Consider the following 23,324-nt stretch of genomic DNA (forward strand, 5'->3'; position numbering starts at 1 on the left):
GGACGCCATGGTGTTGACCGCGCGATTCCAGCCGGGATCGACCAGTCGTCCGTTCGTCGATCGGGAGCCGGTGCTGACGCGGTTCGAGGAGTTGCTGGGCGACGCCGCCGAGCAACCCCGGGTCATGCTGCTCAGTGGGGTCGGCGGGATCGGCAAATCCCGGTTGGTCACCGAGCTGCGGGCGCGGGTCGAGAAGCGTCATCCGGCGGCGGTGCTCGATCTACAGGTGCCGAGCCATCGGCAGGCCGCGGACGGGCTCGCCGTGCTGCGCGTCCAGTTCGGCGCACAGAAGATCAAGTTCCACCGCTTCGACATCGCCTGCGCGGTGTTGTGGCAGCGCATGCACCCGCATCTGCGCCTGACCTCGGACTCGCTGGCGCTGGCCGAGCACAGCGAGATCCTGACCGAAATCCTCAACGACGCCACCGGTATCCCGGTCTTCGGCACCGCGACCCGGCTGCTCGACCTCGGTGCGCGCCGCGCCATCCGCACCCACCGGATACGCCACGACCCCGTCCTCCAGGAACTCGACCGATTGAGTCTCGCGGGCCTGGAAGAAGCCGTCTCCTACCTGTTCGCCGAAGATCTCAAGCACGGGACCCAGGGCAAGAAGCCCTACGTGGTGTTCCTGGACGCCTACGAAGCCTTGATGGGCGGCACCGATCGCGAAGGTCGCGCGGCGGCGTCCGACGCCTGGTTGCGCGATATGGTCGCACAGCTGGACACCGGCCTGGTCGTGATCGCCTGCCGCGAGCCGCTCGGTTGGGAGCGGCACGACCCGGAATGGTCGACCCGGATTCGCGCCGTGCCGGTCGATGACCTGCCGATGGACGCCCGCTTCGAGCTGCTCGACTCCTCCGGTATCGAGGATCCCGCCGAGCGCGCGGCGATCGCCGCTTCGAGCGCGGGCGTCCCGTTCTATCTGCATCTGGCCATCGATGCCCGCACCCGCGCCGGCTGGGTGACGCCCGCCGAACTGGTCTCGCCCGAAACGATTCTGGAGCGCTTCCTGCAACATGTGCGCCCCGACGAAGTCCGGTTGCTGGAATTGCTGGGGCTACCTCGTACGTTCGATCGGGAGATCTTCGCCGCCGTCGCGGAGCAGTTCGAGCTACCTCATCACATCGCGGCATGGAAATCCCTGATCGCGTACTCGTTCGTGTACGCCGCCGACGAAAGCGGCGAAAGCGAGCGCTTTCAGCTGCACCAGCTGATGGTGGACGCGCTGCAGCGGCGCTTGGATCCGGATGTCCGGCGCACCCTGCACGCGGTGCTGCACAACCTGTGGTTCATCCGTGCCGAACGGCCGACCGGCCGGGTCACCGCTCTGCGGGAGGCGGGATACCACGGTGTTCGTTCGGGCATGCTTTCCGCGGTGACGTTGCTGCACTACGTCGACCGGATCGAAGCGGCAGGTGGCAGCCAGGGTGTCGGCGGGGTGATCAGCGATCTGGACCGCTACCTGAGCGATCCGCATGAGAACCTGGCAGGTATGGCGGAACTGTCGGAACTCACGCGGTGCCTGGAAGCGGAAGCGGCGGTGCTGCTCGGCGACGCCAAGCAAGCCGATCGCCTCACTCGGGACGTCGCTTTGGATCGGACCGGGCCGATCGCGGAGCGGTTGGCCGTCGCCGCGGCGAACGCGCGCCGCATCCTCGGTGACACCGACGAGGCGTTGACCATCTACCAGGACGTGTGGTCGCGCGGCTCGGGGCGGGCCCGGCTCGTCGCCGGTCAGTGGGCGGCCGACCTGCACATGTGCCAGGGCCGATTCGATCAGGCCTTGACCATGTGCGAGGACCTCGTGACGATGGCGGACGGCGACGACCGCGAGTTCCTGGGTGATGTGGCGCGGTTGCGTCATCTCGCCTACCGGCTGGCGTTCGACACCGACCGCGCCGCACGGTATCTGGCCGAAGCCGAAACCCATTACCGCGCCGCGGGCAGCGTCGTCGGACAGGCCAATATCGCGACGAACGTGGCCGAGCTGCTGGCGCTCACCGACCCGTCGCAGGCGATCGCGGCGGCCGGAGCCGCGATCGTGCAACAGCGTGAGCTGGGTGCGCTGCACGAATTGGGAAAGGCGTACACCGCACTCGGTCTGGCGCGGCTGTCGCTCGGAGAACTGGACGCCGCCGAGCACGCGCTCGCCGAAGCATGCGAGATTCTCGAACAAGCCGGGTACCGGTCGGGCCGCGCCAGGGCGGAGCTGTTCCGTGCCGGCGTCTTCGCACGCCGCGGCTTACGTGACGATGCCGTCCGCAGTGCGCGCTGGGCCATCGCGGAATTCGAGGGCGCGAACGTCTATCCGGGGCTGGTGCTCGTGGCGCGAGCAGTTCTGGCGCTGTACGGCTGGACCGAACCGGACATCTCGAGAGCCGCCGCAGCCGCGCGGTCGCGCGTCCAGCCGCCGACGCCAGGATCGGGCGTGGACCGCGACGCGGCACGGGTGATCGCACGGGTAGTCGGTGTCGACGCGGCGGCGATGTACCACGACGCGCTGTCCCGCTCGCAGTCGGCGGCCGGGTACTACAACCACAACGTCCGGGTCGATGGCATCGCGGGCGCGGTGAACGTGCGGATTCCCGTCGAGGGCGCCGATGCGATGGATCTGCGGCAATGGCCCGAACCCGCGATCTTGATCGCGATCGAGCCCTTCGTCGCCTCGGCGCCGAAGCTGCGCTGGGAATCGGTACGTCCCGCCTATCAGATCCACGACTACATCGACGGCGACCTGCTCGATCGCCTGGCGCCCCGCGGTGTGCCTGTTCCGGCTCATGTACCGCCGGACGTGGCGGCGTTGTTCGCGGAACTCCGCCGTATTCCCCGGGAACTGCTGCCGCCGATCGAATCGGACGGGGACGACGATCCCGCCGGATTCGCCCGCCGGTTGTCCGCTGTCACCGCGCGGGTGCACCGCGAAAGCAGCGCGGAATTCGGCGAGCTATACCGTCGGCTGGGCGTCCCCGATCGGCCGCTCGAGCGGATCGTCGCGTCGTGGGACACCCTCGAAGCCAGGCCGTTTCGGATGGTGCACGCCGACGTGCACCGCAAGAACATGATCGTGCGAAACGGCAGGGTCGTGTTCCTCGACTGGGAATTCGCACTGTACGGCGACCCGGTGTACGACGTGGCCACCCATCTGCACAAGATGGGCTACCTCCCGCAGGAGCAGGACGCGTTCCTCGCCGAGTGGATCGCCGCCGAACCCGAGGCCGCCACCGGTGAGTGGCGACGCGACTTGCAAACCTACCTCGATCACGAGCGGGTCAAATCGGTCATCGTCGATGCGGTTCGCTACAGCAAGGCGCTCAGGCAGGGAGCGGGGGACGCGGCGGCGGAGGCGGCGTTGGTGGGCAGCATGGCCGGGAAGCTGCGGCTGGCGCGTGAGGTGTGGGGGCACAGCGAGCCGGTCGACGACGGGATGGTGGAAGCGGTGCTACGCGGGCAAGGGTGACCCGGCAAGCCGAAATCACTTGGGCAGGGTCCCGATCGAGATCCCGGTGATGACATCGGCAACGATCACACCATCGGCGTATTGCCGCCCGTAGACGGCGACCAGAGCGCCCACGCGTATCTCGGTCGCCCGCTTGGCGAGCAGAACCTGCACCTTGGTGCCGGTGTCGGTACGGACCTTGACGCTGTTGCTGGTGAACGCGTTGCGCACCACCATGGTCGTGCCGTCGTTGGCGGTGACCTTCCCGAAGGTGAGCCCGATGCCCGAGCGGCCGGCAGGGGGAGCGGGAGCGGGGACCGCGGGCGTCGTCGCGCGCACGGTGGACGAAGGTGGCGAGGTGCTCGGTGCGCTGGTGTGGGGCGGTGTGGTCGTCGATGACGCCGTTTGCGTCGAGCCGCCGACGAATAGACATCCGGACACCACCAAGATCACCATGCCGATGCAGAGCCCGACGAATGCGGCTGCTCCCGTGTTGTGCAGCCGATGCGGCTCGTCATCCCGATCTCGCCGCGGCAGCGGCGGCATCCCCATTGCCGTTGTCCGGGAAACGGTTTCGGACCGCGGGGCGAGCGCACCCGGATGCACCCCGGACCGGACCGGACGCGAGGCTTCGCTGTCGGCACGCGACCGCGAGCCGCTCGCGCTCGAGGCAGTGGAATTCGAGCGCGTTCTTGCCATCGAAATAGTTGTCGCCGAGAGTGTTTCGGGATCTCCCCCGAGCCGCGCGAGCCGACCTACTCTCGCCGACTTCCCACTGTGCGTACTCCAGCGAGGCATATGGCAAGGGTAGGTGCGCCCATTCGTGTGCTTGTTGTCACTGGCGGGGAGTGCCGGTGTGACCAGCGTCGATGGGTGGTCGCCTGGATTCACCCGGCCTCTCCGGTCGTGCACGAATTGCACATCGGCCAGATAGTGTTGTGCGACAGCCGTATTGCGGGCCAGGCCACGGCTAGCGTCTGGTTGGAGCAGGGCGGTTCCGGTCGATCGTCCCTCGCCCCGGTCGGTCACCGATCCGATGGGCGCGGATTCCGATGGAACCGATCGGCGGCCTGCTGCGTCAGTGTCGATGTAAGAAGCGCGAACAGGCGAATGCGAAGTGGGAGGTGTTGGTGACCGAATTCGATGTGCACCATGCTGCGGATGACTTGGCGCGGATGGCTGCGGATTTCGAGCGCCGGGCCGGACGGTTTCAGGAGTTGGAAGGCCGGATGCAGGCGCTGACCGTCACCGAGTCCGGCAAGGATGGCAGGGTCCGGGTCACTGTCGACAGCAGCGGTGCACCCACGGCGATCGATCTGTCACCGCGTTCGCGCGGTGTGGACCCGGCGGTGTTGTCCGCCGAGATCATGTCGTGCCTGCGGCAAGCGCAATCGGCGTTGCGGATACAGGTCACCGAACTCGTGCGGGATACCGTTGGTGACGATGAGGCGGGCGCCGCGATCGTCGCTCAGTACATCCAGCGTTTCCCCGATCCCGAGCCGCAGGCGGAGGCGTCGTTCGAAGATCGGACGTCGTCATCGTCCGGCCACAGTCCATCCATGACACCGGCTCATTCCCCGGTGCCGCAGAGCCCGGCGTCCTCGGAAGCGACGCCACCGTCGCGAAGCCGCAAACCCAACCGCGACCAGGTAGTCGTCCCGGATGAACCGGATCCGGAGACCGAGTACTACAACCGCTCATGGCTGGTGTGACCGTGACCAATCCTGACGCCATCTCCGTCGATCCTGACGAAGTGCGCAATCATGCCGCGAAGCTGCAGAAACTCATGGAGAGCTTGACCCTGTCGCTCGAAGCGGCCGCCTACCTGGGTTCGGCAGACGACGGTTTCGGTGAGATTCCCCGTCCGTTCGTGAAGCTGGTGCTGGACGAGAAGCATCGGAACACCATCGAGGTGATTCGCAAGCTCGCGGAGGACGTCGCGGCACTGCCGGACAAACTCGACACCGTCGCAGCGGCATTCGAAGGCAAAGACAGCGCCTTCGGCAGATCTGTGACCGAACTGCGCGAGACCATCGCCGAGGCACCGGGAGGGTCGAAGTGAGCACGAGAATCGGTGACTGGCTCAACGAGAACACTCCTGGCTTCGACGATCGGAAGAAGCCCGAGAACAATCCACTGATCGCCGAGGGGACCGATTACCGGGAGGAGTACTTCCAGGAGACCGTCTTCTGGATGCACGACATCGGTCTGAAGCAGGATGAGGAGACCAGGCTGCCGGGCGTCCTCTCCGGCACGATCGCGGGAGACGCGTGGGAGGCGTGGGCCAATTTCCGGAACGCCAAAACCTTCGAGTCGATCACGGGCGGCATTGCGGTAGGCGCGAGCGTAGCGGACGCGGCATACGATCCGTTCGGATTCGTGGGCGATCAAATCGCAGGATGGATGCTCACGCACGTCGAGCCGTACCGCAAGGTGCTGGATGGGCTCGCCGGGAACGACAAGATGGTGGAGGCGTATTCCAAGTCGTGGAACCTCATCGCCGAAGAGCTGACCGACATGAGCGAATCATGGCGGTTGGGTCTGGAGGCCGATATCGCGACGTGGACCGGGAGCGCGGGGGACGCCTACCGCAACCGCGCCACCGATCTCATCGACCAGATCGCTGGGGCGGGCGGCGTGGCGGCCACTCTCGGCGAGATCATGGATACCGTGTCGAAGATCGTCAAGGCCTTCCGGAAGATGGTGCAGGACATCCTGACAAGCCTGGCGGGTGCACTGATCGGGTACACACTCGAACTCGCGGCCTCCCTGGGCGCAGCGGGCCCGCACGTCGCGGCCGCGGTGATCGCCAGGATCGGGCGCGATGGTTTGAAAATTTCGAAGTTACTGCTCGACATGGCGAGTGCCTTCAAGGACGTTCAGACGCTCACCCAGGCGGTTGCCGCTGTCATCTATGCCCTTCTGGGCAAGGAAAACCAGCCCGCCCAGGGCTGACGATCTGGATCCGGCTTCGCGAAGGCAATCTTTGCGAACAGCAGCATCTACGAGGGGAATCCAAGCACTGTGAACGATCAGCACGCGCCGTACGCCGGTGGTCCCGAGCAACAACCGTCCGCACCCCGGTCCCCGGGCGACTACCCGGGATCGGTTGGCGCGCAGGCGCATCATGCGGGCTTCGCTGGCCCGCAGCATCCTCGGCAACCCGGTGCAGGCGCCCGGCAACAGCCGGGCCGGGCGGATTGGGGTAATCCATTGCCACCCGCCCAGGTGGGCGCAGGAACGGCGGCGCAACCGGGACGGGCAGGCTTCGGCGGAACGCCGCATTGGGCCGGTAACTCGTTGCCGCACAGCGGATTCCATCCACAGCCGTATGTGTCGGAGGCTCATTCGTATGGTGGGGCCACTCACCATGTGCCGCCGCCGATTCATACCGTTGACCGGCCGAGACTTCGGTTCTTCCAAAACGTCGAGCGTCACCCGGTGGACGCATACCAGCCAGAACCGGGCGAGACCGGGATCGTGGTCGACACGTCCTACTTTCGATGGTGGATCGCTGGCCCTGCGTACGCGTCGACCGGACCGCGCATTTATGTGAACGGCAACGAAATACCGAACGCCTCCTGGGGTCCCACCTACATCCCGGTGCCCCCTGGGCTCTACCGAGTCGAAGTTCTGACGCGGGGTGTCAACCTTCTCATCAGATTCTTGGTCCGCGCGTGGGACTCCGATATGGGTCCGGCGGAAACCGTCGTGCCGGTAGAACCCGGATGCCGCACGACGGTGTACTACCGCTCCCCGGCCTTCTACCTCCTGCCAGGCGCTATCGCCCCGAAACCGCCGAGGTGGCCGGGTCTCAACTGGATCCGCACCAGTTGGGTCGTCTTCGGCGCGTTGTTCGCCCTGATGCTCTCGGCGGTGGTGCTGAACATCCTCGACTGAGCGGTCATCCAAGGTCTACCGATCCAACCACTGTGGGATGGAACAGTGCTGGAGTTGCTGCTCTGTACAGACTTTGCAATCGGTTCGGCAGATCGGTGCATCGACGCGGGGGATCACCATGATCAGGTGGGAGCGTGGCTCCTACAGTCGAGGGAGCAACGGTGAAGAGACCACGTTGGATCTGGATCTCATGCTGACCTCGGATCATGAGTGGCGCACGTATGCGGAGCTGGGTGGGATCGGAATTCATCAGATCGTGGGCGGCGACGGTGATGAGGCGGTGACGACGGCGCGGTTCACCTGGGACGGTAGGAATCTACTGTCGGCGTGAAAGGAACTCTGTGACAGCGAACAGTGCCAAGTGCCTGGTCGGAACCGACGCAGGCGATCGAGTGTCGATCTTCGACGACGGCCGGGTGAAGGTCTGGTCGACCACGCATCTGTGGACTATCGAGGGGCGTGAACGCCACAACGCGCTCGGCGAAACCGTCTTCCTCAGCATCGGCCCTGCTCTGTCGACACCTGGCCCGACCGCAGGGCAGCAACGGTGTGACGTCGAGATCTCGCTCGATCCGGAAGGCGGTCGAACTGTCGCCGCGACGGTTGGCGCCGATAACGGGACGTTCGTCCAGTTCTTTCACGACGGCAGCATTGCGGTCGGCAACGACGGCCGCGATCTCGCGAGCGTTTTCAACGTCGGCCGGGAGGCGAATCAGACGCGCGGCCGCAACGGCGTCGGGGGATCGGTGATGGTGACCTTCGAGGGGAGCTACCGCCCGCAAGTGTTGCGCGCATGTGATCACCTCGTCGAGGTCAATGAGCGTGCCGCACCGCCGCCGAACCGGTTGTACAAGGACGAATTCGAAGTACGCTGACTTGGTCAGCACGGCGACAGAAGTAGGTCCACTGGTCTGACTCCGGTGCGGTTCCGGCGCTGGTGCCGGCTGACTTCTTCGGCCCGCTCGATCCCGGTTGTGCGTGTGCAGGATTCCGATTCGTCAGGTGTAACTGGGATCGTTTTCCTCGCGGAAGGCCGCGACCGTCGCACGTATGGCCCGGTCGAGTTGGGTTCGTACTTCCGTGGTGTCGGCGGGGACTGCCTTGATGGTGGGTCCGCTGCGGACGAGATAGCGGCCGTCGGGATAGTCCATCACGTGGAAGCCGCGCGCGGGTGCCGGGCGATTGTCCCAGGCCGGGCCCGCGTACACCGCGACGTGGGCGATGATGCTGCGGGGGCGTTCGAAGAACTGCTCGGCTCGGGCGCGAGGCGTGGCAGGTGCGCCCACGCGGTACGGGTCCTCGTCGTCGGCGTCGAGTTCGTGCCGAGAGATCTCGATGCCGGGGCCGCTGCCGCGTGCGGCGTCGGGCAGGTGGTCGATGACCCGACGGCTCACGCTCTCCGCATCGATCAGTGACATGTGCACGGCCCCACCGCGATCCAGCGACGATGTGGGTTCCTGGACGAGCAGCACAGCATGCCGATAATGAACGGCCGCGTGGACGCGTACTTTCTCCTTCCCGCTGAAACCCGCCATCTCGATGCGCGCCTCGGGTTCGGCCAGCACACGCAATGCGCTGTACAGGGGCTCGTCGAGGCGATGGTGCAGTTCGGCGGCTTCGGATTTCCACTCCGACTCGTAATCGGCGACGGTGTCGGCGGTGGATCGGTACTGCAACGGGTATGGCAGCACGTCGCGGTCGACCGCCCGCCACAGCACCGTGAAGCCGAGTGCGGTGAACGACCAGTCCCTCCGGCTCATGAAGCCGGCTCCTTCGTCGTGCACCACGGCCGTGCTGTGCGTTTCGGTGTGGTGTCGCTTCTCGGCTCGCTCATTCGCCGATCACCGGGGGCACCGACTTCACCCTGTTCTCCGCACCCAGGCCGGTGAGTTCCTCGCCGTTGCGCTGGTTGACGAGATAGTCCTTCGTCTGATGTTCCTTGTCGTCGTCGCCCTTGCCGCGAGCGCCCGGCGCCATCATGCCCGGCATGCCGCTCGTTCCCGGCCGACCGGTCCCGGGACGCGCGGACGCGGCGGCGGGAACGCTGCCCGGAATGCCGGGCACACCGTTGATGCTGCGACCCGGCGCGGGATTGCCGAGGCCGGGCACGCCTGGGCTGGGGGTGCCCGGACTCGGCGTGCCGGGAGATCCGGGGCTCGGCGTTCCGGGGCGGGTCAGTGATGGATCGGTGCCGGGATTTGTACTCGCCGGTTGGGTCGAAGGGTTCGCGCCTGCGGGTGTAGTCGTGGTCTGGTCGGACGTGCTTTCCTGCTCGCCAGCGGGATTCGCGCTGGCCGGGACAGTGCTCTCTGGCGTGTTCTCGGTGCTCGGTAGCTGTGCTGGGGCCACCGTGGTGCCTTTATCGGTATCGGTATCGGTACCCGACGACGTCGGATGCCAACTGTTGTTCGGCACGGACGGCTGATCGCCCGAATTGTGCGCCGGGTTGTACGGTTTGGGTACCAGTGGAACGCCGGTGTCGGCTTCCCGGACGGCCGGGTAGAAGACGTTCTTGACGACGTTCACGGACGCATCGTGCGCGGAGTCGTCGCGGTGCTGGTTCAACTTCCAGGTCGGGCCCGGCACCCAGCTGGCGACGTTGCTGGTCCACGAATGGGTCGGCGCTTCTTGCACGGCAGGCCGCGTGACCTCGATGCCTGATCGGATGATCTTCACCTTTTCGGCGACGATCTGCACCGAACTGATCAGTCCGCTGGATTTGTCGACGTATTCCTTGATCCCGTCCGCCGCGGCCTTCGCCGCCGCTCCCTCCCACTTGCCTTCCATGGCTTTGCCGATCTCCGGACCGAAACCTCGCAAGCCCTGCTCGAGCCGATTGCGAATGGACTCCCACCGCTGGTGCAGCGCTACAACATCGGTGATCGACATGGCCTGCACGCGTTGATAGAGATCGTCGATCCCGTCCGGATTCTTGTACGCGCTCTCCGGAACTTTCGGTGACTGGGTCTGCACATCGCCACCGGCGCGCATGATTTCGGCGATGCGGTTGCGTGCGATGGCCGCGTCGGGACTCTCGTCGCGCGAACCACTGTCCGGCGGGCCGGATTTCGACTGCTCGAACAGTGCGGCGCCAATCGCTACCAAGAACGGCAGACCCATGATTAATCCCCCGGTCAGCTCAGCAGATTGCTCGTGTCTTGCGCATTGGAGTCGTCCTGTGCGCCGATGCGGTCCACGGAAATCTGGATCGTATCACGCATCAGGGTCAGTACCTCGATGTGTTCTTTGAGGGCGGAGTCCACATCGCCTTCGCCGCCGATTGCCTTGGCACCCAGCATGTTCGCCAGCTCGTCGGAGCAGTCGAAGCGGCCGAGGCCGGTTACACGGGTCATCATCTTCAGGTCTTCGAGAAGCGTGACATAGAGATCGATCTGACGATTGCAAGCATCGCGGCAACTCTGCGCGACCGCGGGGTCAAGCAAAAGCCTGCCAGCGTTGGCCTCGTCGGCAAGGTATCGCCACCGCGAAACCTCCTCGCTCATCGACATAGAGAATGCTCCCTGATCAGCGTGGAAACGTCGGCACAAGCACTTCCGCAGCGTTCATGGCCCGATCGCATGGCGCTACTTTGCCCTTGGGCGATGTATTGAAGACAGTGATCTGTAGTGCGCCCTGGCCAGCGGGGAATGCCAGATCGCAGTCTTCGCCGTCGACATCGGACGTGTTTCGGAAACGGAATCCATCCCGCCCGCCGACATTGATGCTGACGAAGTCGACGTTCCCCGGCTTCTTTCGCAGGTCGTCGATAGAGTAGATCGTCGACCACACTCCCAGCGAATAATTCCACTGAGACGCCGCATCATGCCAGGAGCAGACCTTCCATCCTGGCTGCTCGACACCAGCGATGCCCGACTTCTTCGTGGACGAGACCACGCCGATTCGTTGCAGTTGCTGATCCGGCACCTGCGTGCACGGATCCCACAACGCGGCCGTGGCCGCCGAAGTGTCGGTTGTCGTGCTGGGCGTGGCAGTCCCGTTCGTGTCCGATTCGCACCCTGAAGCGACCAGCACCACCCCAGCGAGCGCCGCAACTGTCGCCGTCGTCCGTCGTCCCACCGAAGCCTCCCGATCCGGGCCGTCAAAGTCGTCCCTGAAGTCTATGACGCACTCAGGGGGCCTCCGGTTCCATCGGATTCGGTTGTGCAGATCAGGAACATCGGGCCCTTGCATCAGCCATCGACCGGGGACGCAGCTCGGTGATCGCTGCTACGAGTGGTGTCGCGGCCGGTCAGGTCCCTGAAAACCCGGGTGATGGTGCGGTGCTCGGTCCGCACAGATGATGATCGACTGCACGACGGTGCTGACGTGTGGCCGGAACGCGTCGCGTGGTGCGACGACCCACCAGCGGTATCCGGTCCGTTCGTCAGCGGGGGAGGGCAGCAGTATCTCGCCGCCGTCGGGGACGATCGTCGCGCGGGCGCGCAGTAGTGCGATGAAGATGTCGCTGTCGTTGGCGAGCTGGTGGGTCTCGTCGGGGCGGACGAGGATCGTCCAGCGGCCGGAGCCGTGGGCGATGACCGGGCCCATCAAGTATTGCCTGGCGAGGTCGCTGTGGACCATTCTGCCGAGTTGTTCGGGTACCGTCACCGCGCCTACATCTCCTGCGCGCAGAGTGATTCGTCGGGTTTCCTCGTGGACGTAACACGGGAGCCCGTAGACGTGCCGGTAGCGCTGGCAGCGGGTGAGTGTCGGGTCGGCGGCGGGATCTGTATTCATGGCCGCTCCGTCAGGACTGGTCGGGAACGACTCGGCTCTGTTCGGGGGTAGGCGGATTGCACCGATGAACTCTCCGTTCGGATTCGGAAGATGAATGGCGGGGAAGCGTTCAGTCCCACAGCCGCGCGCAGGGAAGGTGCGGGAGGTCGTCGTCCAGGTTGTCGTCGACGGTCACGGTGATGTCCGGGAACCGTTGTGCCAGTGCGCGTGCGACGCTCTCGGCCTGTTCGGCGCTCGCCTGGTAGTCCAGCCATAGCGGGCCGGTTTCGATCTGGATGTGGCGGCGGTCCGGAGGCTCTGGGGCAGTTGGCTTCACTGCGGCCTGCTCGGGTCCGGCACCATTCGTCCGCTGTCGATCAGCACCTGTCGCGCCGCCGCCTTGCGTGCGCAATGTTTCGCGCGGCAGGCGACGTGGATCTGCATCACGTCATGGCCTGGGCGATGCTGAACGGCGACATCGGTGCTTTGTGGGCGGCTGCGTCACACAGGGCGATGAGTTGGTACATGGCGAGGGAATGCGGGGACACGGGAAATCTCTCTGCTTCGAGGATCGGCCGGTGCCCGGTACCGGGGGCTCTCGCCACCGGTCCGCCACTCTGGTCGGCCGGTGCGCCGCAGATAGTCCGGCGTCGGCCCGGTACCGGGCACCTGCGGCCGAACGTAAGCGCGGCATTCGGCCGAGTGGGAGCGTGGATTTCGGTTTCCGTTCCGACTATGCGAGGAGCCGTATATCCTGCGCAGGCACCCGTTTCGAGGGTGAATGCTCGGGGGAACGACGATCGAATAATCGGGGGGTGCTGGGCTATGTACATGACGACCGGTGAAGTGATCCGGCGAATCCGTAAATCGGTCGGCATGACCCAGACCGAGCTGGGCGCACTGATCAATTTCTCCCAGCCTGCCGTCTCGCACCTCGAGCGCGGCGGCCCCGCCTCCCATGATGTTCGCGTTCTTCGGCTCGTAGCCCGTGCGCTTCAGGTTCCGCTTGCCATACTGGTAGTGGAGTCGGACCAGGAGGCAGATGTGGACCGTCGCAACTTCTTCAAAGCAGGGGCATCTTTGAGCGCGGGGGCTGCCATGATGTCGGTTTCCGCTCCCGCGAACGCCGCGGCGACGTCCGGTGGGAAGGTCGGCGCGAGCGACGTGGAAGCCATCATCGAGAGCGTGAACCAGATCCACGAACTGGATCTGGTGGTCGGCGGCGACCGGTTGTGCCGGGTGTCGGCCAATCAAGTCCGCTATGTCGAGCAGCTTCTCGACCAGGGCAGCTACACCGAGGCGGTCGGTCGGGCGCTCACCAGCGCCGCCGCCGAGATGATGACCGCCGCCGGGTGGGTGCACTACGACGCCGGGCGTCTCGATGATGCTCGGCGGTATTACGCGGACGCGGCGAATGCCGCGAATGCGGCAGGCGACGGGATCGCTGCGGCGCATGCGCTGGGGAATGCCAGCTGCCTAATGATCAGCTTGCCCGGGGAGATGCGGAGAAATCCCTTGGCGGTGCAGTATGCGCAGGCTGCGTCCCAGGTATCTCTTCGGGAGGGCGGGCCGAAAATGCGGGCACTGATGGCGATTCGAGAAGCTGAAGCGCACGGCGCACGTGGAGACAAGACCGCCATGACGGCTGCGATAAGCCGATCCTTCCGCGCGTATGAGTCGACTCGGGGGCATGACCCGGCCTGGGTGTTCCTGCCCCAGGCTGAGCTGAACTTCATCACCGGCAAAGCCCAAATGTGGGTCGGGGAGCACGAGGCAGCAACCACATACATGCAAGCTGCCATCGATGGCTCGTCGGCCTGGCCGAGAGAGCGGGCTGCGTGGCAGCTCAGTCTCGCACGTAACTTCGTGAACGCTGGTGACGTCGCACAAGCATGCTCACTGCTGGCCGAAAACTACGACACCATCGCCGGGCTCGCGTCCACGCGCCTGCACCAGCGCATTGATGCCATCGCCAACCTGGTTCGCACGCATGCGGCGGTTCCAGAGGTACGGGAATTCCTGGGCAGACGCGCCGCGCAGGTCTAGCCTGCGCGGGGTAGAAGGATGCTCCGTCATCCGGATCGGCGAGCACCCGGTTCCTGCGGTACTGGGTGCGTGGCTCGGCTTCGCCGTCGGGGCTTTGCGGCGACAGCACGAAACTCTTCTCCGCACCAACAAGTGCTTCGCCGAAGACAGCGGAAGGTGCCAGGCAGTCACCTCGATGCGAACGCCGAACGCCGAACGCCGAACGCCGAACGCCGAACGCCGAACGCCGAACGCCGAACGCCGAACGCCGAACGCCGAACGCCGAACGTCGGGCTCGGGAGCAGCTTTGGCAATGCCCGGACGTCCAATTGATCCGTATGCGTTCGTCAGCATCGGCGGCTCGGGGAATCGCGATCAAGACTCGCCGCATTCCAATCTGAATCGAAGGCGGGTCTTGGCGAGCCGCGCCGTCGTCCGTCCGGACCCGCTGGCCCTCGAGTGGGCGACCGCTCTTGCCCTGCGTTCCCTTCCGTGTCCTCGGAAGGCAGCCCCATGTGCTCGCTTTCGTTCGCCGTGCTGGGTTCGGCGAGATCGTCGCCGCCGCGTCGATCAACCGGCGCACGCTTTTCACGCCCCTATGGAGACCCGGAGTCGGTGTCCTGGAACGCGATTATCAACGTGCTGCTGGCCGATGGTGGTGTCGCAGGGCAGTGGCCGATCGAGGTGTACTCGAGTCGCCGGGAAACGGCAGCGCCTCCGCGTCGAGAAGACGGGAGGCGCTTGCTCGGATTCGAGTTCGGGACTCAGTAGGCCCCGTTGACGTTGTCCATCGAGCCGTACCGATGGGCCGCGTAGTTGCAGGCGGCGGTGATGTTGGCGACCGGGTCGTAGATGTCGAAGGCGGTGCCGTCGACGTGGTAGGCGTTGAAGGTCGGGTCGATCACCTGGAGCAGACCCTTGGAGGGGGTGCCCTTGGCGGCGTTGGAGTCCGACAGGTTGATGGCCCGGGGATTGCCGCCGGATTCGCGCATGATGTTGCGGTGGATGCCCTCATAGCTACCCGGGATGCCGTGGATGCGCATCACGTCGAGGGACTGGCGGATCCAGCCGTCGAGGTTGTTCTCGTAGACCGGGGGCGGCGTGGGCACGATACCCTCGGGCGCCACGCCGGGCAGGCCTGGCAAACCTGGCAGCGCAGGCAGTGCGGGCAGCGCAGGCAGGCCAGGGAGGTCGATCGGCGCGGCAGCGGCGACCGGGACCGCAGCGTTGTCGTCGGCCACCGCGACTCCGGCGGAGAAACCAACGGCGATCACGCCGGCGGTGGCGGCGATGGCCGCGCCCTTACGAAGGGACGAGCGGCGGAGAAAAGAAATGCGTGCGTCAGGCATCGAGAAATCAGTTCCTTGTTCGTGCGGCGATCCGGCCGGAAAAACCAGCGCGGGGTCTACGGCGGGCACCAGGTGAGGTGTTCGCCAGCTCGGCTCGTGTGCGGTTTTCGGATTTCGTTGTGAAAAGCCAGGGTTCGAATTCCTGGCGGCGCGACGCGGTGCACAAGTCGGGGCGGTGCCCTTCGGTGCCGCTGCCGTACCCGGAGAGAAACAAGCCGTTGAAGATGTGAAGCTGGTTTCTCAGGTCTCTTCCGGACCTGATCTCAGCTTGATCACGGCCGGTGAACATTCGGCAAACAATAAATTAAGAAATAGTACTGCCGATCTTGGCAGCCCGAATTTCATACCTTCCGCAGTGCCCTGAACAGGCATTTTCCAGTAAAACGTGATTTGTGTCACAAACGGCTCGTTTGCAGTAACGAGACGGGGTTTGTCTCGATTCGATCACTGGAACGACGAGCGGGGGCCGGCGCGCCGACCCTCCGACGCAAAGTGCCGAAAATGTCCACGGCTCGAGCGACGGCGATCGAAATGCTCGTCCCAAGCGCACTTGACCGCGTTGTCGTAAATAGCGGTTCGACGCCTCGAATGGGTCCTGCTGAAAACAGAAGCGACCGTATGGCGGTGATCACTCCCAGGCTCGGACGAGATCCTCTGGCTCCCAATGCATTGCCAGCGGCAAGTTCTCTGCGACACCAGATTGGGAGACAGCAACGAGGCGGGTCTCATGGCCGGTGCCGGGCACCGCGAGCACCGAGCGGGCAAGACTGTCGTAGTCGTGGCGGTCGAAAGGCTGGTCTTCGAGCCATTTGATGGAATTGATGAAATGGATTGCCTTAGGCAGGTCTGCGTCGGACTGCACTATACAACTGCGAATCCGTTGTTGCGATCGAAAGATGTTGTGACACTGTAAGATTCCATTGCCTGGGCAAAGCTATGGCCTGTCTTGTCGGGTGATGCTTCCTGCTTGTCCCGGCCCCCGACAGCGGCCGCGCCGGGCGGTGCGTGGGCTGGCCCGATCTCGTGGCGGTGGCTACATCCGCGTCGTCCGTTTGCCGATGGCAGCGGAGAGTGCGTCGAGTTCGGCCAGGATGTCGGATGCCGCCCAGATGCGGTTACGTTTGCTCTCCGATAGCACCTCGAGGACGCCGGTCTCGGTCAATCTCCCGAGTGCCCGATACACGCTGGCTTCGGTAGTGCCAGTCATCTTCTGTGCGGTGTCCGCGTTGAATATCGGTGTGTCGAGCAATGCAGCCAGCACTGATTCGTCGGCGGAGTTCGCCCGGGGTCTGGCGATTGCGCGCCACCGGGCTGGGAGATCGGCGAGCGCACGGGCCGATTCCTGGGCCGCTTCACAGGAATGGATCGTCGCCGTGGAGACATATTCAACGAACTCGTCCACGTCACCTTTGCGATAGCCGTTCAGCTGTGCGAAGTAGCGGCCGGTGTCGGCGAGCATCGCTGAGGCCAGCGGAACTGTGACCCGCTGGGTCAGTCCCCGCCGCCGGAGGACCGCGTTGATGAGGGCGCGCCCGATCCGGCCGTTGCCATCGGTGAACGGATGGATGGATTCGAACTGGGCGTGCGCGATGGCGGCCTGCGCAAGAATCGGCAGATCGCTACGGCCGACAAAAGTAAGCAAATCGTCCATCAGCTCGGTGACGAGCTCCGGTGGAGGCGGAACGAACAGCGCGTCGATCGGGGTGAAGTCGCTGCCTCCGATCCAGTTCTGCACCGTCCTCAGCCTGCCCGAGTCCTGAGCAGTGTAGTAATCGGGAGCCATCAACAGGCGGTGTGCCTCGAGCAAAGAGGCGAGTGTGATCGGACCATCGCCGGCCGCGGTGACCAGTGCTGCTAACGTTCGTACCGCGGCAAGCTGAGACTTTGCCTCGTCACTGGCCTTCCCACCGGCGACCGCTCGGCCGAATGCTCGCCAGCCCGCGTCGATGTGCTCTATTTTCGATGACGCCACGGATTCGCTACGGAGCAAGAAATCGGCCAACGGCGCCAGATGTTGACCGTATCCTGCTTCGAGTCGCACGACCGCGATCACGGCGTCCTCGTGCGCCCGCGCGACGGCGCCGCCGACCGAGTACGTGAGATCGGCGATCCGCGGTGGGATCGATACTTCGATTTCGGTGAGGGTGCGGTCGGCGCGCGATCCCTGGCGGTGGCGAGGGCACCAGGTGCGGCTCTCAGTGCGATGGGGCGGCCAGCCCACGATGCCTCCTCCAGGCAAAAGAGCAACCAAGACGAATTTTATTATACTTGAGATGGTAAAAAGTACAATAGCAGAACCATTGCTTTACATTAAGCTGCTGCCTATGGACCGCGCAACGCTCGGGAAGGCCTCGCGGGCGGGTTGATGGGTCCTCCTGCCCCTGCGCGTCGGTGCAGGGCGCACAAAGTGATGGCGTTGTTCTGCTGGGACCAGTCGGCCACCGGTCGAGGCATCATCAGGCCCCTAGGGGATCCGGATTGCGGCGATCGGCTCGACGCCTGCGACTTACGCATCGAACTGGGCCTGGCCTTCGCGCAGAACGCCTGCGCTGGTACAACACTGACATGCTCGCGGCTGTCTGCCGGATTGGTTACTTCGCAAATCTGTTGTGGCGGGCCGAGAAGCAAGGATCAGTGTGACAACGGAGAAGGAAGTTGTTCGGCCCGGTACCGCATACGACCTACCAGCCCGTGATCTGCGGTTTGTGCGCACAGCGACCTCCATCGGAGGCCGCTTGGTCCGCCAGATCCCGACAATCGAGCGACAACTCGCTATACGCAATGTCATCGCCGACTGCTCGAGCGTCCGGCGGGAAGAACTACTGTCCGAGGTCGCCGGTGTCTTCGGCTGGACACGCGTCCGGTCGGACATCCGGGCGATGTTGACTTCAGATCTCGATAGTTAATCGCACTAGGTATGACACTCGCAGGCAGGGTGTAATCCTACAGCGGCACATTGGGAGGTCGAATCAATCACGAATTCGACCTCCCAGCGGAATCAGCTGCCGAAGCGGGCCAGGACTGAGCTGGCTTCCTGGGAGGCGGTGCCTTCCTCGGCGAGGTGGGCCATCTCAGGGGCGATCTCGCGACCGTGGTGGGCCATCGCCTGGGCGTACAGCCGACCCGCTCGGTAGGAGGAGCGGACCAGCGGGCCGGCCATCACGCCTGCGAAGCCGATTTCCTCCGCCGTCTTGGAGTGCTCGACGAACTCCTCCGGCTTCACCCAGCGGTCGACCGGGTGGTGGCGGGGGGACGGGCGCAGGTACTGGGTGATGGTGAGGATGTCGCAGCCCGCCTCGTGCAGGTCGCGCATCGCCTGGGTGACTTCCTCGGGGGTTTCGCCCATGCCGAGGATGAGGTTGGACTTGGTAACCAGGCCTGCTTCGCGGGCGGCGGTCAGCACCGCGAGGGAGCGCTCGTAGCGGAAAGCCGGGCGGATGCGCTTGAAGATGCGGGGGACCGTTTCGAGGTTGTGCGCCAGCACTTCCGGGCGGGCGGAGAAGACCTCGGCGAGCTGGTCGGGGTCGGCGTTGAAGTCGGGGATCAGCAGTTCCACGCCCGTGTGCGGGTTCGAACGCTTGATGGCGCGGACGGTTTCGGCGTAGAGCCAGGCGCCGCCGTCGTCCAGATCGTCGCGGGCGACGCCGGTGATGGTGGAGTAGCGCAGGCCCATGGCCTGGACGCTTTCGGCGACGCGGCGGGGCTCGTCCCGGTCGAGGGCGGCGGGCTTGCCGGTGTCGATCTGGCAGAAATCGCAGCGGCGGGTGCACTGTTCGCCGCCGATCAGGAACGTGGCCTCACGGTCTTCCCAGCACTCGAAGATGTTGGGGCAGCCCGCTTCCTCGCACACGGTGTGCAGGCCTTCGCGCTTCACCAAGCCTTTGAGTTCGGAGTACTCGGGGCCCATGGTGGCGCGGGTGCGGATCCACTTGGGTTTGCGCTCGATGGGGGTTTCCGCGTTGCGGGCTTCGATGCGCAAGAGCTTGCGGCCGTTCGCGGCACGAGCGTCCGGCCCGGAGGTGGCCTGCGCAGCCGCGGAGGGCACCGGGAGTGCCGCAGCAGGTTCGGCCGCGGCAGCGTTGTGTGGTGTCGGGGTGTCGACTGAGGTCACTCGATCGACCTTACGCCGTCGCGCTCGGGGACTGCGGGGTGGTGTCACCAGGAGTGACACGCGGAATATTGTGCTCGGTGACCGGCAGGTCGCCGTCCAGCGCGCGGATGAGGGCGTCGGCCACCAGCGGCTTGATCTCGGCGACGGTCACTTCGCGACCGAGTTCGCGGGTCAGCGTGGTGACGCCCGCGTCGCGGATGCCGCACGGAACGATGGCCTGGAATCCGTCCATGGCGGCGTTGCAGTTGAGCGAGAGGCCGTGCAGGGCCACGCCGCGCTGCACACGCACACCGATCGCGGCGATCTTGCGTTCGGCGTACAGCTCGGTGGCGGGCAGCCAGACGCCGGAACGGCCCTCGACGCGGCCACAGACCAGGCCGAGCCCGGTGCAGACGGTGATCACCGCCTCCTCGAGGCGGCGCACGTAGTCGACGACGTCGACCGGCTCGGCAAGCCGCACGATCGGGTAGCCGACCATTTGGCCGGGACCATGCCAGGTGATCTTGCCGCCGCGGTCGACCTGCACCACCGGGCTGCCGTCGATGGGCAGATCGTCGGCCTCGGTGCGGCGGCCCGCGGTGTACACCGACGGGTGCTCGAGCAGCAGCAGATGATCGGATCCGTCGCCATCGGCGCGCTGCTCGGCGATGCTGCGCTGCAGCTCCCAGGCGGCGTGGTAGTCGATGAGTCCGAGATCCTCGACCACGATCGGGGTCGTATCGAATCGGGCGGACAGGGTGGTGCGCGTGTCGTTCACAGCGATGACGGTACGCCCACGGGGGCAGCCGGTTCCAGCACCTCGATGTGGGATCTTCCACAGCCGGAGCGGATAGCCAGAGGGAGAACTGGGAGGTTGCGCGGCTACGGGCCGTTGGCGCCGCCTTGCGTCCGGGTCACCGCGTCGGCCAGGTCCGCCCCCGGGTGTGCGGTGCGCCGCGAGCACCGGGTTCCGTCGCGAAGAGGTAGGGACTTAGACGGCGTCGGCTGCCCGACTGCCGAGTTCTCGGCCCACCCGCTTGCGGTCGATGTCTGGAAGTGCCGCCTCGACCGGTGTCTGTCGGACCCGCCTGGCGTCACGTGCTGAAATAACTTCGCCTTCCGGATAAGCCCCCTCGGTGAGAGAGAGCAACCGGCTACCGAGACGGTGCGGATTCTGGCGGCTGCGCTCGGCGTTGCGATGACTACGGACCAGCGGCCGCGAGAGATCGCTTCGAGGAGGCGTGCGGTGAACGCGTGCTTACACAGCCACAGATCTCCGCGCATCCGAGTACGCCACCGATAGACCAGAGCAGCTCCCGATACGTCCGCGAGAGACAGCAGTACGTGAACCGCAGCGGTCAGTCGACGTCGACAGGAAGGGTGAGTTGCATGAGGGTCAAATCCATCCAGCGGCCGAATTTGTGGCCCACCTCCGGCAGGACGCCGACGGTGCGGAAGCCGAAGCGTTCGTGCAGGAGGATCGAACCGCCATTGCCGGATTCGATGGCGGCGATCATGGCGTGCACCGTGCCCGTGCGACGAGCACGTTCGATCAGCTCGGTGAGGAGGGCGGTGGCGATGCCGCGACGCTGGAAGCGGTCGTCGACGTACACGGAGTTCTCGACCGTGTAGCGGTAGCCGGATTTGGTACGCCACGGGCCGTAACTCGCGTAACCCGCCAGCGCACCGTCGATCTCGGCGACCAGCACGGGCAGCCCCGCCCCGGTGCGGGCCCGGAACCAGCCGAGGCGCTCGTCCAGGCCGACCCGCTCGGTGTCCCAGATCGCGGTGGACGTGGCGATATTCGCGTTGTGGATGTCGAGGATCGCCGGAAGGTCATCGGTGGTCGCGTCGCGGATGGCCGTGGCGGGCCTGGTATCGAGTCGGTCGGTCATCGAGCATCTCCGGGTCGTCCCACCGCGGCGGTCAGCGCGGCGCCGATGGTGGGATGGTGGAACTGGTAACCCGCTTCCTCGAGGGCGGTGGGGATAGCCCTCGGCCCGCGCAGAATCGCCTCCTGCGCCATCTCGCCGACCAGCGCATTCAGCGCGAACGCCGGGACGACGAGGGGAGTGGGGCGATGCAGCGCCCGGCCGAGCGCGCGGCTGAACTCGGCGTTGGTGACCGGTGCGGGGCCGACCACGTTGATCGGGCCGGAGACCGTGTCGTGGGTGAGCGCGAAGACGATCGCGCCGATCTCGTCGGCCATCGAAATCCAGGGCGTGTACTGGCGGCCGTTGCCCAGCCGCCCGCCCAAGCCGAGCGCATACAACGGATGCAGCATGCCGAGCACGCCTCCGGTCCGGGACAGCACCGCGGCGCTGCGCAACAGCACCGTGCGCACACCAGCCGTGGCGGCGGGTTCGGTCGCCTTCTCCCAGTCCCGGCACAGGGCGGCCAGGAAACCCGAACCGGCGGGGGAGGTCTCGTCCACCACACGGTCGCCGGTGTCGCCGCCGTAGTAATGCACGCCGCTGGCATTGAGCAGCGCGGGCACACCCGCGGCGACCACCGCGCCGGCCAGGACGTCGGTCGGGGTGATGCGGCTGTCGCGCAACTCCTGTTTGAAGCTGCCGGTCCAGCGGCGCCGCCCGACGCTCGCACCACAGAGGTTGACCACGGCGTCGGCGCCGCGAAGAGCCCGCTCGTCCAGATGGGCACGAGCCGGGTTCCAGGAGAATTCATCCGCGCCCGCCGCTTTTCTGCGCACCAACCGGGCGACCTCGTGCCCGTCGCGGCGCAGTGCCGCGACGAGCGCTGTCCCGATCAACCCGGACGAGCCGGCGATCACGACCTTCATAGGTGCCGCGGGACCTTCCTCACAGACCGAGATCGGCCTCGAACGCCGCTTCCTCGAGCCGGTGGCGGATCGTGGTCAGGAAGCGTCCGGCGTCGGCGCCGTCGATCAGGCGGTGGTCGTAGGTGAGCGGCAGGTAGCACATCGAGCGGACGCCGATGGACTCGTTGCCGGTCTCGTCGGTCACCACGACCGGGCGCTTGACGATCGCGCCCGTGCCCAGCATGGCCGCCTGCGGCGGCACCAGGATCGGGGTGTCGAACAGCGCGCCCTGGCTGCCGATGTTGGTGATGGTGAAGGTGCCACCGGCCAGCTCGTCGGGCTTGAGTCCGCCGGTGCGGGCACGGTTGGCGATGTCGGCGATCGCGCGCGCCAGTCCGGCCAGCGACAGGTCACTGGCGTTGTGGATCACCGGGGACAGCAGGCCCTGCTCGGTGTCGACAGCGATGCCGAGGTGCACCGAGGCGTGGTAGGTGATCTCCTTGCTGGACTCGTCGTAGCTGGCGTTGACGTTCGGGTGCACGCCGAGCGCCTCGACCACGGCCTTGGCGAAGAAGGGCAGGAACGTCAGATTGACGCCCTCGCGGTCCTTGAACGCCGCCTTGGCCTGCTTGCGCAGCGTCGCGATCTTGGTGACGTCCGCCTCGTGCACCTGGGTCAGCTGCGCGGTGGTCTGCAGCGACTCGCGGGTCTTGGTCGCGGTGATCTGGCGGATGCGGTTGGCCTTCTGCACGGTGCCGCGCAGGTGGGCCAGTTCCGGGCTCGCCACCGCGGGCGCCTTCGCCGCGGCCGGAGCGGACGCGGCAGGGGCGGCGGCCGGAGCGGGGGCCTTCTTGGCCTCGGCGGCGGCGAGCACGTCCTGCTTGCGAATACGGCCTCCGACACCGGAACCGGTGATCGCGGCGAGGTCGACCTTGTTCTCCTCGGCCAGCTTGCGGACCAGCGGAGTGACGTAAGGGGTTGCGCCGTTGGAGGATTCGGCAGCCGGAGCGGCGGCGGGCGCGGGGGCCG

Annotated in this window: 23 protein-coding genes; 8 read left to right on the forward strand and 15 right to left on the reverse strand. The window is 65.8% G+C overall.

Going from position 1 to position 23,324, the window contains the following annotated elements:
* Window positions 1-7: 7 nt before the first annotated feature.
* Entirely contained in the window at window positions 8-3,457 is a 3,450-nt protein-coding gene (locus ON29_RS09540; RefSeq protein WP_051175028.1) for a phosphotransferase, read from the forward strand.
* 15 nt (window positions 3,458-3,472) lie between these two features.
* Here the strand turns inward: ON29_RS09540 and ON29_RS09545 are convergent, their stop codons facing one another.
* Window positions 3,473-3,988, reverse strand: a complete 516-nt coding sequence (locus ON29_RS09545) for a DUF5666 domain-containing protein (RefSeq protein ID WP_040865785.1) — start codon at window positions 3,986-3,988, stop codon at window positions 3,473-3,475.
* A 578-nt stretch (window positions 3,989-4,566) separates the two neighbouring features.
* Here ON29_RS09545 and ON29_RS33735 point away from each other — a divergent pair.
* The 6 genes from ON29_RS33735 to ON29_RS09575 all read left to right on the forward strand — a co-directional run bounded on the left by ON29_RS33735 (window position 4,567) and on the right by ON29_RS09575 (window position 8,211).
* Window positions 4,567-5,148, forward strand: a complete 582-nt coding sequence (locus ON29_RS33735) for a YbaB/EbfC family nucleoid-associated protein (RefSeq protein ID WP_217999118.1) — start codon at window positions 4,567-4,569, stop codon at window positions 5,146-5,148.
* On the forward strand, window positions 5,145-5,498 hold the full coding sequence (locus ON29_RS09555) for a type VII secretion target (RefSeq protein WP_040865786.1): 354 nt from the start codon (window positions 5,145-5,147) through the stop codon (window positions 5,496-5,498). The genes ON29_RS33735 and ON29_RS09555 overlap by 4 nt, the downstream gene beginning before the upstream one ends.
* A complete protein-coding gene (locus ON29_RS33740) occupies window positions 5,495-6,391 on the forward strand; it encodes a hypothetical protein (protein ID WP_051175030.1) in 897 nt (298 codons plus the stop codon). Before ON29_RS09555 ends, ON29_RS33740 begins: the two co-directional genes overlap by 4 nt.
* 756 nt (window positions 6,392-7,147) lie before the next feature.
* On the forward strand, window positions 7,148-7,336 hold the full coding sequence (locus ON29_RS35720) for a hypothetical protein (RefSeq protein WP_157172716.1): 189 nt from the start codon (window positions 7,148-7,150) through the stop codon (window positions 7,334-7,336).
* A 175-nt stretch (window positions 7,337-7,511) separates the two neighbouring features.
* Window positions 7,512-7,667, forward strand: a complete 156-nt coding sequence (locus ON29_RS09570) for a hypothetical protein (protein ID WP_157172717.1) — start codon at window positions 7,512-7,514, stop codon at window positions 7,665-7,667.
* Window positions 7,668-7,728: 61 nt separating this feature from the next.
* Window positions 7,729-8,211, forward strand: coding sequence for a hypothetical protein (locus ON29_RS09575; RefSeq protein WP_040865788.1), 483 nt, complete (start codon window positions 7,729-7,731; stop codon window positions 8,209-8,211).
* A gap of 123 nt (window positions 8,212-8,334) precedes the next feature.
* Here the strand turns inward: ON29_RS09575 and ON29_RS09580 are convergent, their stop codons facing one another.
* From ON29_RS09580 to ON29_RS09605, 6 genes are all read right to left on the reverse strand, one after another.
* A complete protein-coding gene (locus tag ON29_RS09580) occupies window positions 8,335-9,096 on the reverse strand; it encodes an ESX secretion-associated protein EspG (RefSeq protein WP_157172718.1) in 762 nt (253 codons plus the stop codon).
* 70 nt (window positions 9,097-9,166) lie between these two features.
* Window positions 9,167-10,456, reverse strand: a complete 1,290-nt coding sequence (locus tag ON29_RS09585; RefSeq protein WP_040865789.1) for a hypothetical protein — start codon at window positions 10,454-10,456, stop codon at window positions 9,167-9,169.
* Between the two features lie 14 nt (window positions 10,457-10,470).
* Window positions 10,471-10,839 carry a hypothetical protein gene (locus ON29_RS09590; RefSeq protein ID WP_157172719.1) on the reverse strand — a complete coding sequence of 123 codons (369 nt, stop codon included), beginning with the start codon at window positions 10,837-10,839 and terminating at the stop codon, window positions 10,471-10,473.
* A 22-nt stretch (window positions 10,840-10,861) separates the two neighbouring features.
* On the reverse strand, window positions 10,862-11,413 hold the full coding sequence (locus ON29_RS34570; RefSeq protein WP_157172720.1) for a DUF3558 domain-containing protein: 552 nt from the start codon (window positions 11,411-11,413) through the stop codon (window positions 10,862-10,864).
* Between the two features lie 150 nt (window positions 11,414-11,563).
* Window positions 11,564-12,073 carry a hypothetical protein gene (locus tag ON29_RS33745; RefSeq protein ID WP_063825275.1) on the reverse strand — a complete coding sequence of 170 codons (510 nt, stop codon included), beginning with the start codon at window positions 12,071-12,073 and terminating at the stop codon, window positions 11,564-11,566.
* A 109-nt stretch (window positions 12,074-12,182) separates the two neighbouring features.
* Window positions 12,183-12,389, reverse strand: coding sequence for a hypothetical protein (locus ON29_RS09605; RefSeq protein WP_040865792.1), 207 nt, complete (start codon window positions 12,387-12,389; stop codon window positions 12,183-12,185).
* Window positions 12,390-12,877: 488 nt separating this feature from the next.
* On the opposite strand from ON29_RS09605, the gene ON29_RS09610 reads away from it, so the two are divergent.
* On the forward strand, window positions 12,878-14,098 hold the full coding sequence (locus tag ON29_RS09610; RefSeq protein WP_040865793.1) for a helix-turn-helix domain-containing protein: 1,221 nt from the start codon (window positions 12,878-12,880) through the stop codon (window positions 14,096-14,098).
* Window positions 14,099-14,841: 743 nt separating this feature from the next.
* On the opposite strand, the gene ON29_RS09615 is transcribed toward ON29_RS09610, so the two are convergent.
* From ON29_RS09615 to sucB, 8 genes are all read right to left on the reverse strand, one after another.
* Window positions 14,842-15,426: a transglycosylase SLT domain-containing protein gene (locus ON29_RS09615; RefSeq protein ID WP_040865794.1), complete on the reverse strand. Its 585-nt coding sequence runs from the start codon at window positions 15,424-15,426 to the stop codon at window positions 14,842-14,844.
* Between the two features lie 628 nt (window positions 15,427-16,054).
* A complete protein-coding gene (locus ON29_RS09620; protein WP_040865795.1) occupies window positions 16,055-16,288 on the reverse strand; it encodes a hypothetical protein in 234 nt (77 codons plus the stop codon).
* Window positions 16,289-16,459: 171 nt separating this feature from the next.
* Window positions 16,460-17,647: a Fic family protein gene (locus tag ON29_RS09625; protein ID WP_040865796.1), complete on the reverse strand. Its 1,188-nt coding sequence runs from the start codon at window positions 17,645-17,647 to the stop codon at window positions 16,460-16,462.
* Between the two features lie 777 nt (window positions 17,648-18,424).
* Window positions 18,425-19,471, reverse strand: a complete 1,047-nt coding sequence (gene lipA, locus ON29_RS09630) for a lipoyl synthase (protein ID WP_051175034.1) — start codon at window positions 19,469-19,471, stop codon at window positions 18,425-18,427.
* 76 nt (window positions 19,472-19,547) lie between these two features.
* Window positions 19,548-20,294: a lipoyl(octanoyl) transferase LipB gene (lipB, locus tag ON29_RS09635; protein ID WP_040865798.1), complete on the reverse strand. Its 747-nt coding sequence runs from the start codon at window positions 20,292-20,294 to the stop codon at window positions 19,548-19,550.
* A 580-nt stretch (window positions 20,295-20,874) separates the two neighbouring features.
* The gene (locus ON29_RS09640; RefSeq protein WP_051175035.1) at window positions 20,875-21,411 is read right to left on the reverse strand and encodes a GNAT family N-acetyltransferase; all 537 of its coding nucleotides are present in this window, start codon (window positions 21,409-21,411) and stop codon (window positions 20,875-20,877) included.
* On the reverse strand, window positions 21,408-22,316 hold the full coding sequence (locus ON29_RS09645; RefSeq protein ID WP_040865799.1) for a TIGR01777 family oxidoreductase: 909 nt from the start codon (window positions 22,314-22,316) through the stop codon (window positions 21,408-21,410). The genes ON29_RS09640 and ON29_RS09645 overlap by 4 nt, the downstream gene beginning before the upstream one ends.
* Before the next feature lie 19 nt (window positions 22,317-22,335).
* Window positions 22,336-23,324: 2-oxoglutarate dehydrogenase, E2 component, dihydrolipoamide succinyltransferase (sucB, locus tag ON29_RS09650; protein ID WP_040865800.1), on the reverse strand; the 989-nt coding region annotated here is incomplete at its 5' end.

It is taken from the genome of Nocardia exalbida NBRC 100660, assembly GCF_000308575.1.
Classification (GTDB): Bacteria; Actinomycetota; Actinomycetes; order Mycobacteriales; family Mycobacteriaceae; genus Nocardia; species Nocardia exalbida.